23 protein-coding genes, 1 tRNA gene, 1 pseudogene and 1 riboswitch are annotated in these 23,566 nt (G+C 64.8%); of the genes and pseudogenes, 18 read left to right on the top strand and 7 right to left on the bottom strand.

Annotated features, from left to right (window positions below; translation table 11 throughout):
* The first annotated feature begins 115 nt into the window (after positions 1 to 115).
* The 6 genes from pstS (at position 116) to phoB (ending at position 5,402) form a co-directional block, all read left to right on the top strand.
* Positions 116 to 1,126, top strand: a complete 1,011-nt coding sequence (pstS, locus tag MTR72_RS36375; protein ID WP_280967095.1) for a phosphate ABC transporter substrate-binding protein PstS — start codon at positions 116 to 118, stop codon at positions 1,124 to 1,126.
* Positions 1,127 to 1,297: 171 nt separating this feature from the next.
* Positions 1,298 to 2,287 carry a phosphate ABC transporter permease subunit PstC gene (gene pstC / locus MTR72_RS36370; RefSeq protein ID WP_280971146.1) on the top strand — a complete coding sequence of 330 codons (990 nt, stop codon included), beginning with the start codon at positions 1,298 to 1,300 and terminating at the stop codon, positions 2,285 to 2,287.
* A 4-nt stretch (positions 2,288 to 2,291) separates the two neighbouring features.
* A complete protein-coding gene (gene pstA / locus MTR72_RS36365; RefSeq protein WP_280967094.1) occupies positions 2,292 to 3,137 on the top strand; it encodes a phosphate ABC transporter permease PstA in 846 nt (281 codons plus the stop codon).
* Complete coding sequence (gene pstB, locus MTR72_RS36360) at positions 3,134 to 3,952, top strand: phosphate ABC transporter ATP-binding protein PstB (RefSeq protein WP_280967093.1); 819 nt, start codon at positions 3,134 to 3,136, stop codon at positions 3,950 to 3,952. Before pstA ends, pstB begins: the two co-directional genes overlap by 4 nt.
* 11 nt (positions 3,953 to 3,963) lie before the next feature.
* On the top strand, positions 3,964 to 4,680 hold the full coding sequence (gene phoU, locus MTR72_RS36355; RefSeq protein WP_280967092.1) for a phosphate signaling complex protein PhoU: 717 nt from the start codon (positions 3,964 to 3,966) through the stop codon (positions 4,678 to 4,680).
* A gap of 14 nt (positions 4,681 to 4,694) precedes the next feature.
* Positions 4,695 to 5,402: a phosphate regulon transcriptional regulator PhoB gene (gene phoB, locus MTR72_RS36350; protein ID WP_212432749.1), complete on the top strand. Its 708-nt coding sequence runs from the start codon at positions 4,695 to 4,697 to the stop codon at positions 5,400 to 5,402.
* Between the two features lie 226 nt (positions 5,403 to 5,628).
* Here the strand turns inward: phoB and MTR72_RS36345 are convergent, their stop codons facing one another.
* Positions 5,629 to 6,141 (bottom strand): GcrA family cell cycle regulator, encoded by a 513-nt coding sequence (locus tag MTR72_RS36345; RefSeq protein WP_280967091.1) that lies wholly within the window; start codon positions 6,139 to 6,141, stop codon positions 5,629 to 5,631.
* Between the two features lie 454 nt (positions 6,142 to 6,595).
* Here MTR72_RS36345 and MTR72_RS36340 point away from each other — a divergent pair, with 454 nt between their 5' ends.
* The 3 genes from MTR72_RS36340 (at position 6,596) to MTR72_RS36330 (ending at position 9,873) form a co-directional block, all read left to right on the top strand.
* Complete coding sequence (locus MTR72_RS36340; protein WP_280967090.1) at positions 6,596 to 7,798, top strand: aspartate aminotransferase family protein; 1,203 nt, start codon at positions 6,596 to 6,598, stop codon at positions 7,796 to 7,798.
* Positions 7,798 to 8,733, top strand: a complete 936-nt coding sequence (gene argF / locus MTR72_RS36335) for an ornithine carbamoyltransferase (RefSeq protein WP_280967089.1) — start codon at positions 7,798 to 7,800, stop codon at positions 8,731 to 8,733. The genes MTR72_RS36340 and argF overlap by 1 nt, the downstream gene beginning before the upstream one ends.
* Before the next feature lie 132 nt (positions 8,734 to 8,865).
* A complete protein-coding gene (locus MTR72_RS36330; protein ID WP_280967088.1) occupies positions 8,866 to 9,873 on the top strand; it encodes an Hsp33 family molecular chaperone in 1,008 nt (335 codons plus the stop codon).
* A 140-nt stretch (positions 9,874 to 10,013) separates the two neighbouring features.
* Here the strand turns inward: MTR72_RS36330 and apaG are convergent, their stop codons facing one another.
* Entirely contained in the window at positions 10,014 to 10,406 is a 393-nt protein-coding gene (gene apaG / locus MTR72_RS36325; protein ID WP_280971145.1) for a Co2+/Mg2+ efflux protein ApaG, read from the bottom strand.
* A gap of 178 nt (positions 10,407 to 10,584) precedes the next feature.
* Between apaG and MTR72_RS36320 the strand changes: the two genes are divergently transcribed.
* Genes MTR72_RS36320 through MTR72_RS36310 form a run of 3 tightly spaced genes read left to right on the top strand, consistent with a single transcriptional unit; the run spans position 10,585 to position 13,616 of the window.
* Complete coding sequence (locus MTR72_RS36320; protein ID WP_280967087.1) at positions 10,585 to 11,826, top strand: OpgC domain-containing protein; 1,242 nt, start codon at positions 10,585 to 10,587, stop codon at positions 11,824 to 11,826.
* Positions 11,826 to 12,605: an SGNH/GDSL hydrolase family protein gene (locus tag MTR72_RS36315; protein ID WP_341512035.1), complete on the top strand. Its 780-nt coding sequence runs from the start codon at positions 11,826 to 11,828 to the stop codon at positions 12,603 to 12,605. The genes MTR72_RS36320 and MTR72_RS36315 overlap by 1 nt, the downstream gene beginning before the upstream one ends.
* A 12-nt stretch (positions 12,606 to 12,617) precedes the next feature.
* Positions 12,618 to 13,616: an SGNH/GDSL hydrolase family protein gene (locus tag MTR72_RS36310; RefSeq protein ID WP_280967085.1), complete on the top strand. Its 999-nt coding sequence runs from the start codon at positions 12,618 to 12,620 to the stop codon at positions 13,614 to 13,616.
* A gap of 204 nt (positions 13,617 to 13,820) precedes the next feature.
* On the opposite strand, the gene MTR72_RS36305 is transcribed toward MTR72_RS36310, so the two are convergent.
* Positions 13,821 to 15,008, bottom strand: a complete 1,188-nt coding sequence (locus MTR72_RS36305; RefSeq protein WP_280967084.1) for an O-succinylhomoserine sulfhydrylase — start codon at positions 15,006 to 15,008, stop codon at positions 13,821 to 13,823.
* Positions 15,009 to 15,082: 74 nt separating this feature from the next.
* Positions 15,083 to 15,162, bottom strand: a riboswitch (SAM riboswitch).
* Between the two features lie 109 nt (positions 15,163 to 15,271).
* Here MTR72_RS36305 and MTR72_RS36300 point away from each other — a divergent pair.
* The 4 genes from MTR72_RS36300 (at position 15,272) to MTR72_RS36285 (ending at position 20,094) form a co-directional block, all read left to right on the top strand.
* A complete protein-coding gene (locus tag MTR72_RS36300) occupies positions 15,272 to 16,378 on the top strand; it encodes a 2'-deoxycytidine 5'-triphosphate deaminase (protein WP_280967083.1) in 1,107 nt (368 codons plus the stop codon).
* Positions 16,379 to 16,689: 311 nt separating this feature from the next.
* Positions 16,690 to 17,109, top strand: a complete 420-nt coding sequence (locus MTR72_RS36295; RefSeq protein WP_280967082.1) for a PAS domain S-box protein — start codon at positions 16,690 to 16,692, stop codon at positions 17,107 to 17,109.
* A gap of 104 nt (positions 17,110 to 17,213) precedes the next feature.
* A complete protein-coding gene (locus MTR72_RS36290; protein ID WP_280967081.1) occupies positions 17,214 to 18,266 on the top strand; it encodes a hypothetical protein in 1,053 nt (350 codons plus the stop codon).
* 382 nt (positions 18,267 to 18,648) lie between these two features.
* Positions 18,649 to 20,094 carry an MATE family efflux transporter gene (locus tag MTR72_RS36285; protein WP_280967080.1) on the top strand — a complete coding sequence of 482 codons (1,446 nt, stop codon included), beginning with the start codon at positions 18,649 to 18,651 and terminating at the stop codon, positions 20,092 to 20,094.
* A 25-nt stretch (positions 20,095 to 20,119) separates the two neighbouring features.
* On the opposite strand, the pseudogene MTR72_RS36280 reads toward MTR72_RS36285, so the two are convergent.
* From MTR72_RS36280 to MTR72_RS36265, 4 genes and pseudogenes are all read right to left on the bottom strand, one after another.
* Positions 20,120 to 20,517: pseudogene (locus MTR72_RS36280) on the bottom strand (SRPBCC family protein).
* A 129-nt stretch (positions 20,518 to 20,646) separates the two neighbouring features.
* Entirely contained in the window at positions 20,647 to 21,006 is a 360-nt protein-coding gene (locus MTR72_RS36275; RefSeq protein WP_280967078.1) for a VOC family protein, read from the bottom strand.
* 57 nt (positions 21,007 to 21,063) lie between these two features.
* Positions 21,064 to 21,903 (bottom strand): helix-turn-helix transcriptional regulator, encoded by an 840-nt coding sequence (locus MTR72_RS36270; RefSeq protein ID WP_280967077.1) that lies wholly within the window; start codon positions 21,901 to 21,903, stop codon positions 21,064 to 21,066.
* Between the two features lie 9 nt (positions 21,904 to 21,912).
* Positions 21,913 to 22,491 (bottom strand): methylated-DNA--[protein]-cysteine S-methyltransferase, encoded by a 579-nt coding sequence (locus tag MTR72_RS36265; RefSeq protein ID WP_280967076.1) that lies wholly within the window; start codon positions 22,489 to 22,491, stop codon positions 21,913 to 21,915.
* Between the two features lie 178 nt (positions 22,492 to 22,669).
* Here MTR72_RS36265 and MTR72_RS36260 point away from each other — a divergent pair.
* Positions 22,670 to 22,743, top strand: a tRNA-Gly gene (locus MTR72_RS36260).
* A gap of 181 nt (positions 22,744 to 22,924) precedes the next feature.
* Positions 22,925 to 23,506: a helix-turn-helix domain-containing protein gene (locus MTR72_RS36255; RefSeq protein ID WP_027549745.1), complete on the top strand. Its 582-nt coding sequence runs from the start codon at positions 22,925 to 22,927 to the stop codon at positions 23,504 to 23,506.
* The last annotated feature ends 60 nt before the right edge of the window (positions 23,507 to 23,566 follow it).

Raw genomic sequence — 23,566 nt, 5'->3', positions numbered from 1 at the left:
TGTCATCTGACTGTCACCAAACCTTCGTAAAAGCACAGCCGACCGCTCCTAAAGGGGCGGCGCGGGAGCGCGATCGGGCGCGGATGGCGCTTCGCTCCCCAGTATGGAGACCAGCATGAATTTCCTCAAAACTATCGTCGCTGCTGGCTTGGTCGCCGCATCGACGTCGGCTTTCGCCGCCGATATTACCGGCGCCGGTGCGACGTTCCCGTTCCCGATCTATTCCAAGTGGGCTGACGCCTACAAGAAGGAGACCGGCAACGGCCTGAACTACCAGTCGATCGGCTCCGGTGGCGGCATCAAGCAGATCCAGGCCAAGACCGTGACGTTCGGCGCCAGCGACGCGCCGCTCAAGGCCGAGCAGCTCGAGAAGGACGGCCTCGCCCAGTGGCCGATGGTGATGGGTGCGATCGTTCCCGTCGTCAACATCGAGGGCGTCAAGGCCGGCGAGCTGGTGTTCGATGGCGAGACCCTCGCCAACATCTATCTCGGCAAGATCACCAAGTGGGATGATGCTGCCATCAAGAAGCTCAATCCGAACGTGAAGCTGCCGTCCGAGGCGATCACCGTGGTGCGCCGCTCCGACGGTTCGGGTACGACCTTCAACTTCACCAACTATCTCTCGAAGGCCAGCGCTGACTGGAAGAGCAAGGTCGGTGAGGGCACGGCTGTCGAGTGGCCGGTCGGCGTCGGCGCCAAGGGCAACGAGGGCGTGTCCGGCAACATCAGCCAGACCAAGAACTCGATCGGCTACGTCGAGTACGCCTATGCCAAGCAGAACAAGCTGACCTACACCGGCCTCGTCAACAAGGCCGGCAAGACGGTGCAGCCGACGGTCGAGGCCTTCCAGGCGGCCGCCTCCAACGCCGATTGGTCCAAGGCGCCCGGCTACTACGTCATCCTGACCGACCAGCCCGGCGACAAGTCCTGGCCGATCACGGCGGCGACCTTCATCCTCATGCACAAGGAAGGCACCGACAAGGCGGCCTCGCAGGAAGCCATCAAGTTCTTCCGCTGGGCCTTCAAGAACGGCGGCAAGATGGCCGAGGAGCTCGACTACATCCCGATGCCGGACAGCGTCGTCCAGCAGATCGAGAAGACCTGGGCTGCCGAGATCAAGAGCTAAGCGCTCTTGTCCTGGGCGCAGCGCGGCATCATCTGCCGCGCTGTCGGTCCGGGATCCGCAAGGCCTCGTTCCCGGATGCGTCGGGTCGCTGTCGCGATGAGACGCATCCGGAGCGCGAGACCGGTGACAAAAGAGCAAATACAGTCAGTACAGGGGATCGGCGTGGCAGAGATGGCCGTTCAGAGCGACGTGATTGATGACGCCGGACCCTATGATCGTGCCAAGGCGTTGAGCGCCTTCAAGCTCGGCGATCTCACCTTCTACTGGATCACGCGGCTGAGTGCGATCTCGGTCCTGCTCATCCTCGGCGGCATCATTGTGTCGCTGATCGTCGGTGCTTTCCCGGCGATGAAGGAGTATGGCCTGTCGTTTCTGTGGACGCAGCGCTGGGCGCCGTCCGCCGATCCGCCCGTGCTCGGCGCGCTCGGGCCGATGTACGGCACGCTCGTCACCTCCTTCATTGCGATGCTGATCGCCATCCCCGTCGGTCTCGGCATTGCGATCTTTTTGACCGAGCTCTGCCCGCAATGGCTGCGCCGTCCGATCGGCATGGCGGTCGAGCTGCTCGCCGGCATTCCCTCCATCATCTACGGCATGTGGGGCTTCTTCGTGCTCGGCCCGTTCCTGGCCAACACCTTCCAGCCCTTCATGATCAAAATCTTCGACGGCGTTCCCGTGCTGGGCGCGATCTTCGCCGGCCCGCCGTCCTATCTCAGCCTGTTCAACGCCTCGCTGATCCTGGCGATCATGGTGCTGCCCTTCATCACCTCGATCTCGGTCGACGTGTTCAAGACCGTGCCTCCGGTGCTGAAGGAGGCTGCCTACGGCGTCGGCTGCACCACCTGGGAGGTGGTCCGCAGCGTGGTGATCCCCTACACGCGGGTCGGTATCATCGGTGGCGTCATGCTGGCGCTGGGCCGTGCGCTTGGCGAGACCATGGCGGTGACCTTCATCATCGGCAACTCGTTCCGGATCTCCTCATCGATCTTCGCGCCGGGCACCACGATCTCGGCGGCGATCGCCAGCGAGTTCGCCGAAAGCGACGGCCTGCATCAATCCGGCCTGATCTTGCTCGGCCTCCTGCTGTTCGTGCTGACGTTCTTCGTGCTCGCGGCCGCGCGGCTGATGCTGCTGCGCCTCGAAAAGAAAGCGGGGAAGTGACGCCATGAACCCGATTTATGCACGCCGCCGCCGCAAGGACATCCTGATCCGCGGTCTCTGCATCGGCGCCGCCGCCTTTGGCGTGACCTGGCTCGCGCTGATCCTGATCACGCTGCTCTACAACGGCCTGACGGGATTGAACCTCCAGATCTTCACCGAAAGCACGCCGCCGCCCGGCTCGAACGAAGGCGGCCTGCTCAATGCCATCGTCGGCTCGCTGATCATGACCGTGCTCGGCGTCGGCATCGGTGCGCCGCTCGGCCTGTTCGCCGGCACCTATCTCGCCGAGTACGGCCGCAATGACAAGCTGACCTCGGTCATCCGTTTCATCAACGACATCCTGCTCAGCGCACCCTCGATCATCATCGGCCTGTTCATCTACGGCGCGGTGGTGGTGCCGATGCGCGGCTTCTCGGCGATCGCCGGCAGCCTCGCGCTCGCCGTGATCGTGATCCCGGTGGTGCTACGCACGACCGAGGACATGCTGCTCCTGGTGCCGAACGCGCTGCGTGAGGCGGCCTCGGCACTGGGCCTGCCGCGTTCATTGGTGATCAAGCGGATCGCCTATCGCGCGGCGCGCTCCGGCCTCATCACCGGCGTGCTGCTCGCGACCGCCCGCGTCGCCGGCGAGACTGCGCCGCTGCTGTTCACTGCGCTGTCGAACCAGTTCTTCAGCCTGAGCCTGAACAAGACGATAGCGAACCTGCCGGTCACCATCAACAACTTCGTGCAGAGCCCGTACGCCTACTGGAAGCAACTCGCCTGGAGCGGCGCGCTGCTGATCACGCTCACCGTGCTTGCCCTGAACATTGGCGCGCGCATCCTTGGCGCCGAGAGGACCGCAAAATGACCGACCTGTCCGTATCCGTGAGTTCCAACGGTCACCTGGCGTCGCAACCGCTGCCGGAGGCCCCGGCCAAGGTGACGGTTCGCAACCTCAACTTCTATTACGGCGAACACCACGCGCTGAAGAACATCAACCTGACGCTCGGCACCAACCGCGTCACGGCGTTCATCGGTCCGTCGGGCTGCGGCAAGTCGACCCTGCTGCGCATCTTCAATCGGATGTATGATCTCTATCCGGGCCAGCGTGTGACCGGTCAGCTCATGCTCGACCAGACCAACATTCTCGACCCCAAGCTCGATCTCAACCTGCTGCGGGCCCGCGTCGGCATGGTGTTCCAGAAGCCGACGCCGTTCCCGATGACGATCTACGAGAACATCGCCTTCGGCATCCGCCTCTATGAGAAGATCTCGAAGTCGGAGATGGACGACCGCGTCGAGAAGGCGCTGCGCGGCGGCGCGCTCTGGAACGAGGTCAAGGACAAGCTCAACGCCTCGGGCCTCTCGCTCTCCGGCGGCCAGCAGCAGCGCCTCTGCATCGCGCGCACCGTCGCGGTGCGCCCCGAAGTGATCCTGTTCGACGAGCCCTGCTCGGCGCTCGACCCGATCTCGACCGCCAAGGTCGAGGAGCTGATCCAGGAGCTGTCCGAGAACTACACGATCGCGATCGTCACCCATAACATGCAGCAAGCGGCGCGCGTTTCCGACAAGACCGCCTTCATGTATCTCGGCGAGCTGATCGAGTTCGACGACACCAGCAAGATCTTCACGTCGCCGAGCGATCGGCGTACGCAGGATTACATCACCGGCCGGTTCGGCTGAGGAGACAGGATATGGGTTCCGAACACACCGCAAAGGCCTTCGACACCGACCTTCAGGAGCTCACTCGACTGGTCGCAGAGATGGGCGGGATTGCCGAGCGCATGATCGTCGATTCCGTCGATGCGCTGATCCGCCGCGACGTCGCGCTCGGCCAGCGCGTCGTCGCCACCGACGTCGAGCTCGACGCGCTGCAGAAGCGTATCGAGGAGCGTGCCGTGCTCACCATCGCCCGCCGTCAGCCGATGGCGATCGACCTGCGCGAGATCGTTGGTGCGATGCGCGTGGCGACCGACCTCGAGCGCATCGGCGACCTTGCCAAGAACATGGGCAAGCGCGTCGCCGCGCTGGAGACGGACTTCCATCCGCTAAAGCTGTTCCGCGGCCTGGAACACATGACCGACCTGGTGCAGCAGCAGGTCAAGTCGGTGCTTGACGCCTATGCCGCGCATGACCTGCCGGCGGCGATGGCGGTGTGGAAGGGCGACGAGGAAGTCGACGCCATCTGCACCTCGCTGTTCCGCGAGCTCCTCACTTATATGATGGAGGATCCGCGCAACATCTCGTTCTGCATCCATCTGATGTTCTGCGCCAAGAACATCGAGCGGATCGGCGACCATGCCACCAACATCGCCGAGACCGTGTTTTACATGATCGAAGGTCAGGCCATCGCCGACAAGCGGCCGAAGGGCGACATGACGACCTTCGCCACGACGGTCCCGAATACGTAAGGAGCGACGACCCCATGGGCGCACGCATTATGGTGGTTGAGGACGAGGAGGCTCTGACCGAGCTCCTCCGCTACAACCTCGAAGGCGACGGCTATGACGTCGAGACGGTGATGCGCGGCGACGACGCCGATACCCGTCTCAAGGAACATATCCCCGACCTGATCGTGCTCGACTGGATGCTGCCGGGCCTGTCCGGCATCGAGCTGTGCCGGCGCTTGCGCACCAGGCCCGACACCAAGCAGCTTCCGATCATCATGCTCACCGCGCGCGGCGAGGAGAGTGAGCGGGTGCGGGGTCTTGCGACCGGTGCCGACGACTATATCGTCAAGCCGTTCTCGGTGCCCGAGCTCTTGGCGCGCGTAAAGGGCCTGCTCCGGCGCGCAAGCCCCGAGCGGCTCGCCACCGTGCTCGCCTATGGCGACATCGAGCTCGATCGTGAAAAGCGCCGCGTGGCGCGCTCGGGCCGGCCGATCGATCTCGGTCCGACCGAATATCGCCTGTTGGAGTTTTTCCTCGAGCATCCGGGTCGCGTGTTCTCGCGCGAGCAGCTTCTCGACAGCGTCTGGGGCCGCGACATCTACATCGACGAACGCACCGTCGACGTGCACATCGGCCGCCTGCGCAAGCTGCTCAATCTCGGCCGCGAGCAGGATCCGATCCGCACCGTGCGCGGCGCCGGCTATGCGCTGGATGACCGTTTCGCGAAGGCGGAGCAGACGTAAAGTCTGGGGCGGGATGGCTGGTTGTTGCCACACTTTCAGTCGTCGTCCCGGCGAAGGCCGAGACGCATAACCCCAGGGCGCAGTTGTCGCGCGACGATGATAACTCCGAGTCCCCGTAACCACATCGGCCGGTGGTTATGGATCCCGGCGTTCGCCGGGACGACACCGAGCTAGTTGAAGTGCCGTCGTGTAACGACGGCACCTAGTTCACCGACTAAACGCTAACTCAGCGCGTGCCCGGCTTCGCCGGAGCGCGGCGGCGATCCGCCGCCGGCTGATAGGCGACGCGCGAGTGCTGGGCGCAATAGGGCAGGCCGGTGAGCGCCTTGCCGCCGCAGAAGAAGAAATCCGGGCTCGAGGGATCGCCGACCGGCCAATGGCAGGTCGCCTCGTTCAGCTCGAGCAGCGACAGCCGCTGGCTCATCGGCACGACGTTGTCATAGGTGACCGGATCGGGCTCAACCTCGACCTCGAAGACCTGCGCCAGCGCGGTGTTGCCGCGCGAGATCGGACGAGCCACCCGCATCATGTGCTGCGCGGGGCGCGCCTTACGCGGCCGCGGCGCCGCCGACGAGGGGCTCTTGGCGCGGCCGGACAGGCCGAGCCTGTGCACCTTGCCGATCACGGCATTGCGGGTCACATTGCCGAGCTCGGCTGCGATCTGGCTGGCCGAAAGTCCAGCCTCCCAGAGCTTTTTCAACTGCTCGACGCGATCGTCGGACCATGTCAAAACCGTCATTGCACCCTTTCCCTCGCCGCGCGCCAGCCACCCTGGCCCTCGCGGCGAATGCCTAAGCCTCGAAAAACCCGTGCCGCCAGAATCCTTTAAGGCTCGCCGGGCGCGACTAGAGCGCCCGAACGTTTACGCCGGTACATGAGAACTTAGAGGATCAGAACCGCTGCACGAGATGTCGTATCTGACAGCCCAAACGCTACAATATGGCGTGACTCACGCGCAAGAGTCCGCCGACTCGCTTCCACATGTTCCGTAACGAAAACCCCGCAAAGTAGGCACCGCAAGACTACGGATTCTGCGTTTCCCGAGGCTTGCCGGCGGCATTGACAGGCGTTCTACCAAGCATAAGATAGTTCTACGTGCCGCCCTGAAAAGGCGGCACGTTTCGTTTTCCGGGACGGTCAATGGTGCGCTGCGCAATGCGCGTTGAGGCCGTCCTCAACACCAAGTGACAGTCATGACCAAGAGCGCCGCGCCGCATCTGCTTCCTGTTTTCGCCAGAGCCGACATCGGTTTCGAGCGTGGCGAAGGCTGCTGGCTGATCGCCACGAATGGCGAGCGCTATCTCGACTTCACCTCCGGCGTCGCGGTCAACGCGCTCGGCCATGCCCATCCCGCACTGGTCAAGGCGTTGCAGGAGCAGGCGACGAAGCTCTGGCACATGTCGAACCTGTTCCAGAGCCCGGATGGCGAGCGTCTTGCGGCGCGCCTCTGTAACGAGAGCTTTGCGGACTTCGTGTTCTTCTGCAATTCCGGCGCGGAAGCGCTGGAATGCGTCATCAAGGTCGTGCGCCGCTATCACGCGTCGAAAGGTCATCCCGAGCGCTATCGCATGATCACCTTCGAGGGTGCCTTCCACGGCCGCACGCTCGCGACGCTGGCTGCAACCGGCTCGGCCAAATATCTCGAAGGTTTCGGGCCGCCGATGGAAGGCTTCGACCAGGTGCCGCATGGCGACCTCGACGCCGTCAAGAAGGCGATCGGTCCGCAGACCGCCGGCATCCTGATCGAGCCGATCCAGGGTGAGGGCGGCGTGCGCTCGGCGACGCCCGCATTCCTCAAGTCGCTGCGCCAGCTCTGCGACGAGCGCGGCCTGTTGCTCGCGTTCGACGAGGTGCAGACCGGCATGGGCCGCGCTGGCGATCTCTTCGCGCACCGCCGCTTCGGCGTCACGCCCGACGTGATGTCGCTGGCGAAGGCGCTCGGCGGCGGATTCCCGATCGGCGCCTGCCTTGCGACCGCGGAAGCCGCCTCGGGCATGACGCCCGGCTCGCATGGCTCGACCTTCGGCGGCAATCCGCTCGCAATCTCGGCCGCCAATGCGGTGCTCGACGTCATGCTCAAGCCGGGCTTCTTTGATCACGTTCAGAAGATGTCGCTCTTGTTGAAGCAGAAGCTCGCGTCCGTGATCGATCGTCATCCCGACATCGTCAGCGAGGTTCGCGGCGAGGGGCTCCTGATCGGCATCAAGGCCGTGGTGCCCTCGGGCGATCTGGTCGCGGCGCTACGCGACGAAAAGCTGCTCACCGTCGGGGCCGGCGACAACGTCGTGCGCTTCCTGCCACCGTTGATCGTGACTGAAGCCGAGATCGAGGACAGCGTCGCGCGGCTCGAGCGCGCCTGCACCGCGCTTTCCGGCAACAAGCGGGCGGCAAGCTGATGAGCAAGGCGCCCAATAAAATGCCAAGGCACTTCCTGGATATCAACGAGCTCCCGCTGTCGGAGCTCAAGCGCATGCTCGCCGCATCCTCCGCCATGAAGGCGAAGCAGAAGGCGCATCAGCCGGTCAAGCCGCTCGAAGGCAAGACGCTGGCGATGATCTTCGAGCGCCCCTCGACGCGCACGCGCGTGTCGTTCGACGTCGGCATGCGCCAGCTCGGCGGCGAGGCGATCATGCTGACCGGCGCCGAGATGCAGCTCGGCCGCGGCGAGACCATCGCCGACACCGCGCGCGTGCTGTCGCGCTACGTCGATGCAATCATGATCCGCATCCTCAATCACGATGCGCTGCTCGAGCTGGCGGCGAATGCGACCGTGCCCGTCATCAACGGACTGACGCGGCGCTCGCATCCCTGCCAGGTGATGGCCGACCTCATGACCTATGAGGAGCATCGCGGCCCGATCGAGGGCAAGACGGTGGCCTGGACCGGTGACGACAACAATGTGCTGGCATCCTGGGCCCATGCCGCCGAGCGCTTCAACTTCAAGCTCAATGTGGCCACGCCTCCGGAGCTCGCGCCGAAGAAGGCGATGCGCGACTGGATCAAGGCGACCGGTGCCCCGATCGTGCTCGGCACCGATCCCGAGGCCGCCGTACGCAGCGCCGATTGCGTGGTCACCGACACCTGGGTGTCGATGGGCGACAAGGAAGGCGAACACCGCCACAACGTGCTCAAGCCCTATCAGGTCAATTCCAAGCTGATGTCGCTGGCCAAGCCCGACGCGCTGTTCATGCACTGCCTGCCCGCCCATCGTGGCGAAGAGGTTACCGACGAGGTGATCGATGGTCCGCAATCGGTCGTGTTCGATGAGGCCGAAAACCGCTTGCATGCGCAGAAGGGCATCCTGGCCTGGTGCTTTGACGCGGTGAAGTAGGTTTGGTTATGGGTCCTGGCCTTCGCCGGGACGACTCCGAACTTGAGGTTGCTTCGTACAATCTGCTCTGCGCGGAACAGGAGTTCCTCACGCCTCTTCCATTTCACCTCCTCCGACCCCAGATAAAGCGCCATGGTTTTCCAATCCCCTGACATGAAGACCGGGCCTGAAAGCCCGGTTCGCGCGCCATCAGCGGTTCCGATCGATGACGCGGTCCTGCCTTACGAGGTCGACGCGCTCGACGTGCGCGGTCGCCTGGTGCGGCTTGGTCCGGCGCTCGACGAGGTCCTGACCAAGCACGACTATCCCGCGCCGGTCGGCAAGCTGCTCGGCGAAGCCATCGTGCTGACGACGCTGCTCGGCTCGGCACTGAAATTCGAAGGCCGCTTCATCCTCCAGGCCCAGACTGACGGCCCGGTGTCATTCTTGGTCGTGGACTACAAGGCGCCGGATCGCTTGCGGGCCTACGCCCGCTACGATGCTTCGCGTCTCGGCGCGGCGCAGGATTCCGGCGCGCTGCTTGGACGTGGCCATCTTGCCATGACCATCGATCAGGGCCCCGACATGAGCCGCTACCAGGGCCTGGTGGCGCTCGACGGCGGCAGTTTGGAAGATGCCGCCCATGAATATTTCCTGCGCTCCGAGCAGATCCCGACCCGCGTTCGCCTCGCGGTCGGCGAGGAGTGGCGCTCGAGCGACGGCGGCAAGCATCGCTGGCGCGCCGGCGGCATGCTGATGCAGTTCCTGCCGAAGGCGCCGGAGCGCGCGCGGCAGGCGGATCTGCATCCCGGTGACGCTCCGGAAGGCACGGAGGCGCACAGTATCGCCGAGGACGACGCCTGGGTCGAGGCGCGCTCGCTGATCGAAACGGTCGAGGACGTCGAGCTCATCGATCCCGAGCTGTCCGGCGAGCGCCTGCTCTTCCGCCTGTTCCACGAGCGCGGCGTGCGCGTATTCAATCCGGAGCCTCTCAAGGCGCAATGCTCCTGTTCGCGCGATGCGGTTGCCGGCATGCTGAAGAGCTTCTCGCCTGACGATCGCGCCGCGATGGTCAAGGACGACAGGGTCGTCGTGACCTGCGAGTTCTGCTCGTCGGTGTATGAATTCACGCCACACGAGGCGGGCGTCGAAAACGCCTGACGCCGGAATCGTAGGGCGGGTTAGCGCAGTGTAACCCACCTCTTTACTATCCGCGCGAAGAGAGAAGTGGTGGGTTACGCCAGCGGACTGCGCTTTGCGCAGCCGCGGGGCTGACCCACTCTACGGCAGCGCGCCGTGCGTTAATTCAACACCCGCTTGCTGTCCGGGCTGTCGAGCGAGAACGTCGGCACGTCGATCTCGAAGCGCTCTCCGCTTTCGCTGACCATCTGGTAGCGGCCGGTCATGAAGCCTGACGCGGTTGAGAGCGGCACGCCTGAGGTGTATTCGAAGCGCTCGCCGGGGGCCAGGATCGGCTGCTCACCGACCACGCCTTCGCCCTTGACCTCCTGCTGCCGGCCGGAGGCATCCGTGATGATCCAGTGCCGCGTCTTGAGCTGCACGGTCTCCTCGCCGGAATTGGTGATGACGATGGTGTAGGACCAAAAATAGCGCGAGCGTTCGGCCGACGACTGCTCCGGAACAAAGTTCGGCTCGACGGTCACTTCGATCTGGCGGGTCACGGCGCGGTACATAGCTGCCATCATACCGAAATCCCGCCCGGGAACCAAACGCCCGCGTCGCTTTTCGCGACATCGTCCCGCCCGAATTGACAGGGAAGTACACTTCGATTGTGATCCGGTCGCTTTGCTAGGCGACGGCGGACCAGTACACTCCTCCAACGTCGCGATTTGCAAAGGGTTCTTGGCCCCGATGACCATTGCCGACCAAGTGACGGGATCGCCGATCGCGGGAACCGCCAACGCCAAGTCGCGCGCAGCCGCGCCGGCCATCACGCTGCCTGCGATCGGCGAACGCGAGCTTCGGCTCGATCTATTCCGCGGGCTCGCGCTGTGGCTGATCTTCATCGACCATCTGCCGCCGAACCTCTTGACCTGGTTCACGATCCGCAACTACGGCTTCAGCGACGCCACCGAGATCTTCATCTTCATCTCCGGCTACACCGCCGCTTTCGTCTATGGCCGCGCGATGCTGGATTCCGGCTTCGTTATCGCCACCGCGCGCATCCTGCGCCGGGTCTGGCAGATCTATGTCGCCCACGTCTTCCTGTTCACGATCTTCCTCGCGGAAATTTCCTATGTCGCGACGAGCTTCGAGAACCCGCTCTACACGGAAGAGATGGGCATCATGGATTTCCTCAAGCAGCCCGACGTCACCATCGTGCAGGCGCTGCTTTTGCGTTTCCGTCCCGTCAACATGGACGTGCTGCCGCTCTACATCGTCTTGATGTTGGCGCTGCCGGTGATCCTCTGGTCGATGAAGTGGAAGCCCGACGTCACGCTCGGCCTCTCGGTCGTTCTCTACGTCGTCACCTGGGAATTTGATCTGTATTTCTCGGCCTATCCGAACGGCTTCTGGGCGTTCAATCCTCTGGCCTGGCAATTGCTTTTCGTATTCGGGGCCTGGTGCGCGCTCGGAGGTGCGCGGCGCATGTCGCGGATCCTGGCATCGCCTGTCACGACGTGGATCGCGATCGCCTATCTGGCCGCGGCGTTCTACGTGACGCTGACCTGGTACGTGCCGCAGCTCTCCCACTTCATGCCGAAGCGGATCGAGCAGTGGATGTACCCGATCGACAAGACCGATCTCGACGTGCTGCGCTTCACGCATTTCCTGGCGCTCGCCGCGCTCACGGTGCGCTTCCTGCCGCGGGACTGGCCGGGGCTGAAATCGCCCTGGCTGCGGCCACTGATCCTGTGCGGCCAGCATTCGCTGGAGATATTCTGTCTCGGCGTGTTCCTGGCCTTCGCCGGCCACTTCATCCTGGCCGAAGTCTCCGGCGGCCCGGCCATGCATGCGCTGATTAGTCTCTGCGGAATCCTGATCATGTGGGGCGTGGCCTGGGTGATTTCGTGGTACAAGCGCGTGGCTGACAAGAGCGGTACGAAAAGCAAAAACGCCGTCGGCAACGCCGATATGGCGGGAGGGGGCTGATGAAGGCGAAGGTTCTCCTGAGCCTGATCCTGCTATGCGGTGGCCTCGCCGCGCCGTCGGCGCGCGCGGAGGATGCTGCGCCGCCCGCTCCGGCCGTACCCCCATCCTGCGAGCTGCCGTCCTACCTGCTCACGACCGATAGCCAGCTCCACAAGGTCGCCGATACCGTCAAGGCCGGCAAGCCGCTCGAGATCCTGGTCATCGGCAGCCGTTCGACCACCATTCCGTCCTCGGAAAACAGCTCCTATCCCGCGCGCATGGAGGCGATCCTGAAGGAGATGCTGCCGCCGTCGGAGGCAGTGCACGTCTCCGTAGAAATACAGAGCAAGAAGACCGCCGAGGAGGCCGCCTCCACCTTCGTTAAGCTGATGGAAGAGAAAAAGCCTACTTTGGTCATCTGGCAGACCGGGACCGTGGATGCTATCCGATCCATCGATCCCGACGATTTTCGTGGCGCAGTCACCGAAGGGGTTGCTGCGTTGCAAAATGCAGGGGCTGACGTCGTCTTGATGAATTTGCAGTACAGCCCGCGAACCGAAACCATGATCTCGGTGCCGCCCTATCTCGACAATATGCGCGTGGTGGCCCAGGAGCACGACGTCCCGCTGTTCGACCGTTTCGCGATCATGCGGCAATGGAATGATCAGGGTCAGTTTGACCTATTCAGCCCATCGCGTGGCCCCGAACTGGCAAAGCAGGTCCACGACTGCCTCGGCCGGGCGCTGGCGCAATTCCTGATCGACGCCGCCCATCTTGGGCCGGTCCAGCAGCAAAATTGAGGTCTAGAGTTAATGAGTTCTCTCCGCCCTTTTTGCCTGTCGGCATGGCTCGCCGCGTCCACGGCGGCGCTGCTGCTGACATCTGCCTCGCTCTCGCCGGCGCAGGCGCAGGCCGCGCAGGCAACGCCCGCGCCGCAGCAGACGGCCAATAATCCTGCTCCCGCATCACAGTCCCAGACCACGGCGGCCGCGACCACGCAGCCGCCTGCCGAGCAGCGCGGCATCACCGCGCGCGCCATTGACAAGGTGAAGCAGGCGGCAAAGTCCGCGGGCGACATCTTCAACCGCGTGCCCTGCCTGCCGCCGAAGGGCGGCGCGAAGACGATGGGCTCGCTGCCGCATGTCGCGAACAAGCTGGTCGAGGGCAAGCCCGTCGTCATCGTTGCGTTCGGATCGTCGTCGACCGCAGGCTTCGGCGCGAGCTCGCCGGAGTTCAACTACCCGAACCGCCTCGCAGCCCAGCTTCGCCGGCACTATCCAACCGCCGACATCAGCGTCATCAACGCCGGCGTCGGCGGCGAGGACGCGCCCGAGATGATGAAGCGCCTTCAGACGGAGGTGATCGACCGGCATCCGGATCTCGTGATCTGGCAGGTCGGCACCAACGCCGTGCTGCGCAATCTCGATCCCGGCGAGACGGCGAAGCTCGTCGAGGACGGCATCGGCCGCATCCAGGCCGCCGGCGGCGCCGACATCGTGCTGGTCGACCCGCAATATTCGCCACAGGTCAATCGGCGCGCCGAGAGCGCCGGCAAGATGGTGAAGCTACTCGGTAAGGTCGCCGAGCTCCGTCACGTCGGCATCTTTCCGCGCTTCGAGGTGATGCGCGAGTGGCACGAGAAGCAGGCGATCCCGGTGGAGAGCTTCGTCATCGCCGACGGCCTGCACATGAACGACTGGGGCTATGCCTGCTTCGCCCAGCTCCTCGGCGACGACATCATCCAGTCCGTCGGTCAGATCAAGCTCGGCGTGAATGTGCCGGCGGACGTGCGGACGTATCGGCCGATGTAGGCAGAAGCGAGTAGGGAATCGCGAATAGCGAATAGGGATTCACCACTCGCCATTCGTACCTCACGCCTGCTCCAGCGCTGCAGTTGTAGGGTGGGCAAAGGCGCGCTCTTGGCGCGCCGTGCCCACCATCTATCGACAGTGTGATCGTGAATGGTGGGCACGCTGCGCTTTGCCCACCCTACGATTTGCGACTTCTCTGCGATCTCACGCCTTTTCCAGCGCCGCGGTGAGATCCTCGATCAGATCGTCCGCATGCTCCAGCCCCGTGGAGAAGCGGATGAAGCCCTCGCTGATGCCGAGCGCGGCGCGGTCTTCCGGCTTCAGGCGCTGATGCGTCGTGGTCGCCGGATGCGTGACGAGACTCTTGGCGTCGCCGAGATTGTTGGAGATCTTCGCGAGCTTGAGCGCGTTCAGCACGCGGAAAGCAGCCGCCTTGCCGCCCTTCACCTCGAAGCCGACCAGTGTCGAGCCGCCGCGCATCTGCTTCTTCACCAACGCCGCCTGCGGATGGTCGGCGCGGCCGGGGTAGACCAATCGCGAAATCTTCGGATGGCTCGCCAGCACTTCGGCGACACGGGCGGCCGTATCGGTCTGCGCGCGCACGCGCACGCCGAGCGTCTCCAGGCCTTTCAGCAGAACCCAGGCATTGAAGGGCGAGATCGACGGCCCGGTCTGGCGCATGAAATTGTGGATGTGTTCGGCGATGAAAGCTTCCGAGGAGAGGATGATGCCGCCCAGGCAGCGGCCCTGGCCGTCGATATGCTTGGTCGCGGAATAGACCACGACGTCGGCGCCTAGCGCGAGCGGGCTCTGCCAGATCGGGGTTGCGAACACATTGTCGACGACGAGCCGTGCGCCGCCCTTGTGCGCGATCTCGGCGATGGCGGGAATGTCGAGCACGTCGAGCGTCGGATTGGTCGGGCTTTCCAGGAAGAACGTCTTGGTGTTCGGCTTCAGCGCACGCTGCCACTGGTCGAGGTCGAGGCCGTCCACTAGCGTCGTCTCGATGCCGTAGCGCGGCAACAGGTCCTGCACGACATAGAGGCACGAGCCGAACAGCGCCCGCGAGGCCACCACGTGATCGCCGGCCTTCAGTGGCGCCAGGATCGCGGTGGTTACCGCGGCCATGCCGGTCGCCGCCGAGCGGGCGGCTTCGGCGCCCTCCAGCTCGATCATGCGGCGCTCGAACATGGCGATGGTCGGGTTGGAATAGCGCGAGTAGATGAAGCCGGGATCCTCGCCCTTGAACCGCGCCTCGCACTCCTCGGCGCTGCCGTAGACGTAGCCCTGGGTCAGGAACAGCGACTCCGACGTCTCGCCATATTGCGAGCGCAGAGTGCCGGAATGGACCAGGCGGGTTTCGGGACGATAGTTGGCAGGCGACTTCGACATAGGTACCTCCGACGTGACCACATGAGCGAAAATGGTCACAAAAAAACCGGCCTGGATATCTCCACTGGCCGGGATCACAGAGGTCCCCGGCCTGTTTAGCGACTTATTTAACGTGGCTGCAAGCCGGCCGGCTCAAATCACCACGGGATAAGTCATGCTCTTATTCTGCCGCGCCCTTCCCGTCAAGGCGTCCATCGGATAGCGGTAAAAGGTTCGTTTTTCCGCGTATCGGATGCGTTTTGACCCGAGTTGAGGACCACCGTTTGACGTTCACGGTTGCCGCCGATGCCAATGGTATCCTGCCCGACCGCATGATCGCGGCGATGGCGGATGACGGGCTCATCCTGCCCGCCTACGACTTCGTCGAAAGCCAGATCCAGCCCGCAAGCCTCGACCTGCGCCTTGGCGACATCGCCTACCGCGTGCGCGCGAGCTTTCTGCCGGGCCCCGGGGCCACCGTCGCCGAACGCATCGACGAATTGAAGCTGCACGAGTTCAGTCTCGCCGACGGCGCGGTGCTGGAGACCAACTGCGTCTACATCGTGCCGCTGCTGGAAAGCCTCGCGCTGCCGCCGGAGATCGTCGCCGCGGCGAACCCGAAGAGCTCCACCGGCCGGCTCGACGTCTTCACCCGCGTGATCGCCGACGGCACCCGCCGCTTCGACATGATCGGCGCCGGCTATCACGGTCCGCTCTATGCCGAGATCAGCCCGAAGACCTTTCCGGTGCTGGTGCGTGAGGGCTCGCGGCTGTCGCAGGTGCGCTTCCGCACCGGCGATGCCATCCTCAATGCCGATGAGCTCGATGCGTTGCATGCGGCCGAGCGTCTCGTCGACATCGATGAGGCCGATCTCTCCGGCGGTGTCGCCGTTTCGGTCGATCTCTCCGGCGAGAAGGGCGGCGGTTTCGTCGGCTACCGCGCCAAGCGCCACACCGGCGTGGTCGATGTCGACCGCCGCTCCGGCTACGCGGTTGAGGATTTCTGGGAGCCGATCTCGGCGCGTCCCGACGGCAACCTCATCCTCGATCCCGGCGAGTTCTACATCCTCGCCTCCAAGGAAGCCGTGCAGGTGCCGCCCGACTACGCCGCGGAGATGGTGCCATTCGATCCGCTCGTCGGCGAATTCCGCGTGCACTATGCCGGCTTCTTCGATCCCGGTTTCGGCTATGCCGGCGCCGGCGGGCAGGGCGCCCGCGCGGTGCTGGAGGTGCGCTCGCGCGAAGTGCCCTTCATCCTCGAGCACGGCCAGATCGTCGGCCGCCTCGTCTACGAGAAGATGCTGGCGCGGCCCGACGCGATGTACGGCCAGCGCATCGGCTCCAACTACCAGGCGCAGGGCCTCAAGCTATCGAAGCATTTTCGAGTGTAGCAACATCCTGCAGCAGCCCGGATGCAGCGAAGCGACATCCGGGATCTGGTGATCCCGCAGCTCGCTTCGCGCTGATGCGGGCGACTGTTTCGCATATTTCTCCGCTGTCATTCCCCGCGAAAGCGGGGAATCCAGTACGCCGCAGCTTCTCCGTATTCGTCACGGCCTCTGGAATACTGGATCGCCCGATCAAGTCGGGCGATGACACCGAATGTGCGTCAGGTCGCGAAGCGACATTCGGAACTCTCCCCACCAAATATCCCGGATTGCGCTGCGCTTCATCCGGGCTACATTTCGTGCGAGGTACCGAAATGACAGATCAACCCCAACTCGACGCAAGAATCCTCGACGACGTCGCGGATGCGCTGATCTATTCGGATCGCTCGGGCACGATCGTGCGCTGGAATCGGGCATCGAGCGCTCTGTTCGGCTTCTCCGCGGAAGAAGCGCTCGGCCAAAATCTCGATCTGATCATTCCCGAACATTTGCGCGCCGCGCATTGGAAGGGATTTGAGGCTGCGATTGCGAGCGGCGCGATGAAGCTTGCAGGGCGGCCGACGCTGACCCGCGCGTTGCATAAGAGCGGACGCAGGCTCTACATTGAGATGACGTTCGCGCTGGTGCGGGACGCCGGCGGCGCCGTGCAGGGGTCGGTGGCGATGGCGCGCGACGTGACCGAGCGGGTCGAGCGCGAGCGCGCCGCCAAGGCGGCAACGTCGCAAAATTCGTGATGCGGAATTGACGGGCAGCCGTGCAGGGCGCCCTGCATGCGCATCATGTTGCCTGCCACGAGGGGCAGTGACACACTCGATCAAAACAACGATCGGGAGTGAACATGGCCGCAGCTTTAGACTCCGCGCAGGAAGCCCAGTGGAAACGCTGGCGCGCCATCGCCGACCTCTACCACGCCTATTTCACTGGCCTCATCCTCACTGTGGTGACGCGGCGGGGCACGGCGGATGCTGCCGAATTCGTCTTCCGCGTGTTCAGGAGACAGCAGCAGGAGCGCTTCCTGCCCGGGCTCGAGAAGCTCGGGATCAATCATCTGCCGCCCGCGGTGGCGGCCGCGCAATATCACTATCTCTCCAACTGGATCGGCGGCGTGCACGTCGAATACATGTATGAGAGTGACGCTAAGGCCTGGATACGCTATCCGCCGCCGCGCTGGATCTGGAAGGGCACCGCGATCTGCGGCGTGCCGGGCGAGGTCTCGCGCGCGATGCTGCGCGGCTGGCACGCCAACAACGGCGTCGCGCTCGGCGATCTCCGGCTCGGCTTCGTCTGCACCAAGCAGAGCGTCGACGGCCAGGACGGGCTCGAAGGATACTATTACGAATACGATCATCCGCTCGAACTCGACCAGCGCCTGGTGTTCGCGCGGCATCTGGAGGCGCCGCTGTTCGATGCGAAGATGGCACCGGCCTTGCCGGTCGCAAGCTGGCCGAAGCCACGGCTGGAAAAGGCGCATCGCAACTACGCCATGGAATATGTGCGCACCGCCGCGCCCGTGATGGTGCAACTCTTCGGCCCGGAGGATGCCGGCTATCTGCTGCATCTCACCGGCAAGCTGATCGGCATGCAGTATTTCGACGAGGTCGCAGCGGCGCTGTCGGCAAGCCGTGGTGGCGCGGGCGAGTTCGCATCGTTCCTGCAAGCGCTATTCGCCGCGCAGGACGATGCCGAGGAGACGATGAGGTCCGAAGGCACGTTCGAAGTTCGCCAGCAGAGCTGGAAGCTGATGGACGACGTCGCCGACTATCATCCTGTATGCGCCAAGGTGCTGGAGGGCCTGTTCGGGGGACTCGCCGCCGGATGCGGCCGGCATATCGGCGTGCACATGCGCGCGGCTGGCGGTGGGCGGCCGCCGCTGGTGTGGACGATCGGCTAGCGAAGATTCGATCCGCAGGTTTCGCCTCTCCCCGCTTGCGGGGAGAGGCCGCAGCCCATCGAAGATGGGATGCGGGTGAGGGGGGCTTCCGCGAGTCCGTCAATTTACGTGATTGCGGAAGCGGCCCCCCACCCCGGTCCTCTCAGCGCGAGCGAAGCTCGTCGCGGCCCCGTAAGAACGGGGAGAGGGAGAAGAAGGAGCGGAAGCAGCTCAATTCCATCCGCTGAAATGCGCTGCCGCAGGGCACGCCTGCGCCCGGCGCAGGAGGAATCTGCGCCCGCCGTGCTAACAAGCACCGCAGCGCGCCTTCCGCGCGAAGAAAACCATTGGCACACCTAGTCATTGCCGCGCCCTTGATCGGCGTCCGTGCTCCGGAGAGGAAATGTCCGACATCGCCGAAATCCCGGTCGATGAACGAGAGCGTCCGCTGCCACCGCCTTCGCGGCCGGTGAAGAGCGCGCTCACCGATGGACCGATCCTGCGCACGCTGCTCGGGCTTGCGTGGCCGAACGTGGTTGCGCTGTCGGCGGGCACCTGCGTGGTGATCGCGGAGACCTCCTATATCGGCCGGCTCGGCGTCGAGGCGCTGGCGGCGATGGCGCTGGTGTTTCCGACGGTGATCCTGACCATGACGATGTCGGGCGGCGCGATGGGCGGCGCGGTGGCCTCGGCTATCGCACGCGCGCTGGGCGCCGGCGATCGTGAGCGCGCCGGCACGCTTGCCGCGCATGCGCTGCTGATCGGCATCAGCTTCGGCCTCGTCTTCATGCTCGGCATGCTCATCTTCGGGCCGCGGCTCCTGGAAGTGCTCGGCGGCCGCGGCGCGGTGCTCGCGCATGCGATCGCCTACACGCAGGTGTTCTTCGGCGGCGCTGTGCTGCCCTGGCTGCTCAACACCATGGCCGGCGTGTTGCGCGGCACCGGCAACATGAAGCTGCCCTCGCTGCTGATCCTTAACTCCGCGGTCTGGCAGGTCGTGCTCGGCGGCACGCTGGGGCTCGGACTCGGGCCGGTGCCGCAACTCGGCATGCGCGGCGTCGCGGCCGGCGCGCTGATCGCCTATTCGATGAACATCTGCGTGATGGGCTGGTACCTGTTTTCCGGCCGTGCCCGTGTCGTGCCGAAGCTGCGCGGCTTGCGCATTCAATGGGCGATGTTCTTCGACATCCTGAAGGTCGGCGCCATTGCCTGCTTCTCGCCGCTGCAATCGGTGCTGACGATCTCGATCTTCACCCACATGCTGGCGAAGTTCGGCACCGCGATCCTCGCCGGCTACGGCATCGGCGCCCGGCTCGAGTTTCTGCTGACCTCGATCGCGTTCTCGTTCGGCATCGCCTCGGTGCCGATGATCGGCATGGCGGTCGGCGCCGGCCGCATCGCGCGTGCCCGGCGCATCGCTTGGATCGCGGGTGCATCCGCCTTCGTGGCGGTCGGCGCGCCGGCGTGCCTTGTCGCGCTGTTCCCCGATCTCTGGGTCAACATCTTCACCGACAGCGCGGCGGTGCGCGGAACGAGCCATCAATATCTGTCGACGGTGGCGCCGTTCTACGCCTTCATCGGCCTTGCCTCGACGATGTATTTCTCCTCGCAAGGCGCGGCCAAGGTGATCGGGCCGGTGCTGGCGCAGACCGCGCGGCTCGTCTACATCGCGGCTTGCGGGTGGTGGCTGTCGACCCATGATGCCACCGCGCAAAGCTTCTTCTGGCTGGCCGCGAGCTCGATGGTCGTGCTCGGGGTGCTCTCATGCTCCAGCGTGGTGCTGACGCGCTGGGGGCCGCGCGAGAGCAATCGCAGCATTCGTCCGGCCCTGTCGAGCGCGGCGGACTAAGCTTGTGGCGGCGACGGCGCCGCCGCTAGGCCGCGGGCGGAAACGCCTTGTGCATGGCGGTTACCGCCTCATTCGTCTGCCCCTGCACGTAAGCCGCAAGCTCGTTCGGCAGCATGTCGATGGTCCAGACGAGGCGGCTCCTGCGCTCGCCGTCGGCGATCACCTGCACCGAGGCGCTGTAATGCTTCAGCCGTTCGTTGCTGATCGCATAGACCAGGCGTTGCCGCGCGTCGTCGCATCGACGAGCACCTCGCGCGCCACCGAACCGTTGGCGAAGGTGACGACGCGCGCGTCACCGTCAAGCGTGCAGGCGGTCACGAAGCCCGGCACCAGGCGCTCGTGCAACGCGCCGAAATCGCGCACCGCGTCCCAGACGTCGCGCGCGGAGGCATTGAGGGGAATGTCGTTGTGGATGGAGGCCATGAAACAGTCCTTGTTGTAGAGGGATCGTCATTGCGAGGAGCAAAGCGACGAAGCAATCCAGAGAAGCATCCGCGGAGACAGTCTGGATTGCTTCGCTTCGCTCGCAATGACGGAACTAGTGGCCAGCGCTCACGTACAAACCGCCTCGACATTGTTGCCGTCGGGATCGATCAGGAACGCGGCGTAGTAGGTCGGGCTGTAATCCTTGCGGGGGCCGGCGCCGCCGTTATCGCGACCGCCGTTCTTCAGTCCTTCGCTATGGAATGTCTTGACAGCGTCGTGGTCCTTCGCGCGGAAGGCGATGTGGGCGCCGTCGGCTTTGCGTCCCTTGTTCAGATGCAGCCAGAGCGCGGGCTCGCCCTTCGGCCCGAAGCCGGCATAGCCGTCGCCGCTGGAGCAGAGGACGTAACCGAGCGGGGCCAGCACCGCCGTGTAGAAGCGCGTGGCGGCGTCGAGATCGGCAACGCGTAGTCCGATGTGATCGTACATGATCGTCTCCATTTGCAAAGCGCGCCGCGTGGTGGCGCGCGCCGGAGACGACCCTACTCAGTTGAGGGCGAGCTGCTCTTGGAGAATCTTGCGCTCCCCGCGCGAGGCCTGGCGGAACTTCGTCGGCGAGACACCGGCGGCGCGATGGAAGGTGCGGACGAAGTTGGAGAGATCGCCGAAGCCGACGTCATAGGCGATGTCGGTGACCGCGATCCCGTCATCGGTCAGAAGGCGCGCCGCATGCCGCAGGCGCGAGCGCACCAGATATTGATGCGGGGTGACGCCGAGCACGGCCGAGAACAGCCGCAGGAAATGGAAGGGGCTCAGTCCCGCCTGCCGGGCGGCCTGTTCCAGGTCGACCTCGGCGTGCGAATTCTGGTCGATCCACAGCGCAGCTTCGACCGCGCGGCGGCGATCGCGCGCGGTCGGCGTGGCCTGCTTGCGCGCCTTGCCCGAGACCACATCGACGAAGCGGCTGGCAAAGATCTGGCCGACCTCGTCGAGGCTGATGTCGCTGTTGCCATCTGCTGCCGTCTGGGCGAGCTCGCCCAGCACCATCAGCTCGGGCAGCGGCGGCGTCGCGCCGACCTGCCACACCTCACGCCGCCCGCCGAGCGCGTCGACGAAGTCCTCGCTGAGGAAGAACGACAGGCAAACGTCGCCGCAGACATGCTCATGCGTGCAGGTGTATTCCTCGCCGGGCGCGCCGACCAACACCGAGCCGGCCACCAGCTCGAAGAAGCCGGCGCGGCAATGGCAGCCGAAACTGCCCGCGCGGACATAGGCGATGGAATGGCCGGTGCGGCACTCCGCGAACGGCTTGTCGTCCGGTCCCGCATCGCAGCGAAACTCGGAGACCGTCATCGTTTGGGTCGTCAGCAGCGTGGTCGCATCCATCCGCGATATTTAGGAGGGCGCCCGCGGCGGGGCAACGGGCAGCAACACCTCGAACAGCGTCTTGCTCGCGACAGGGTGAGCGCCCTCCAGCGCGAGCAGCCGCCGCTTGGAGATCACCCCGCCGTACGGCGAGATCCGGTCGGTGTAGTTGCCGGTCTCCAGCACCCGGTGGCACGGCACGATGATCACGTAGGGATTTTTCGCGATCGCTTGTGCCACCGTATGCGCGGCGCCGGAGGCGCCGAGAGCCTTGGCGACCTCATGATAGGTGCGAGTCTCCCCGCGCGGGATGGTGCAGGCAAATTCATAGACGTGCCGATGGAAGGCGGGCACGCCGCCGGCATCCAGGCTGACGTCGGAAAAATCGGGATCGCCGCCTTGCAGCAGCAGCGCAATGCCCTCGATCGCCAGCTCGGCGTTGTCGCAAGGCCGCTGCTCGCGTGCCTCGGGATGGACCTGGAAGATCCGGCGGCGGGTGTCGATCTCCCGCGCCTCCGGCAATTGCACGGCGACCACGCCGGTATCGCTCCAGACGATGCCGCAGCGCCCGATGGCCGTGTCGAATATCGCGTAAGCACGCCCCACCATGCGCACGCCCCACTCACACCACGCTTCCTCAACCCGGCCGCGATCATAACACCGCCACATTCCGCCGCACCTGGAATCTTGCCAAGAAGTTAAGATGCGTCCGGCCGGGTGCGCCAAAGCGCTTGGCGCGGGCCGCTGTCTCGGCTAATCAGGAGGGGCGCTGGTTGCCGCGCATCTCGCGGGCGTAGTTCAATGGTAGAACGGCAGCTTCCCAAGCTGCATACGAGGGTTCGATTCCCTTCGCCCGCTCCAAGTTTCCTTTGATTGCTAATTCCGTTTCGAGCCGGCCAGACAGGCGCCAGCGCTCCGTCGCGCGCAGCGCCAAGATTCTAATATATTGGTCCCTCATTCCCGGCATTCGCCGCGTCCCGGCCTAAGCTCCTCTTGCCCGGCAGGTGCGGTCCGGATGCCGGGCGAGGTTCGGATGAAGGCCATGGACCAGCAAAAACTCGATCGCGCGATCGGTCGCCGCTTGAAGACCTTGAGGACGCATGCCGGGATGACGCTGAACGAACTCGCCGCGCGCTCGGGCGTCAGCAGGGCGATGATCGGACGGGTGGAGCGGGCGCAGAGCAGCGCCACGGCTTCGCTGCTGGGAAAACTTTGCGCGGCGCTCGATGTGTCCTTGAGCGACGTGGTCGCGCTCGCCGAGAAGCCGCCGGAGCGGCTGGTGCGCCTTGCCGACCAGCCGCACTGGCGCGATCCCGAGAGCGGCTATCGCCGCCGCCACGCTTCGCCGACCGATGCGGCGAGCGGCATCGAGATCATCGTCGTCGACCTGCCGGCCGGCGCCCGGGTGCCGTACAGCCCCTGGGGCCGCAACGCCTTCACCCAGCAACTCCTGATGCTGGAGGGCGCGATCGCCGTGCACATCGACGCCAAGACGGTGCGCTTGCGCGAGGGCGATTGCCTCGACTTCGACGTGATGCGCTCGGTGATCTTCGAGAACGAAACCAGGCAGGACGCGCGCTACATCATCATCGTGCGGCGCGGCACCTCTTACGGGAAGATGTGATGTCGCTGACCGTGCGGACGTCTTCATGCAGCGGCGGCTCGCGAGCGAGGTAAAACCATG

The organism is Bradyrhizobium sp. ISRA442, assembly GCF_038085055.1.
Lineage (GTDB): Bacteria > Pseudomonadota > Alphaproteobacteria > Rhizobiales > Xanthobacteraceae > Bradyrhizobium.
Note: the sequence above shows the minus strand (reverse complement) of the source record. Positions and strands in the feature narration are given on the sequence as shown.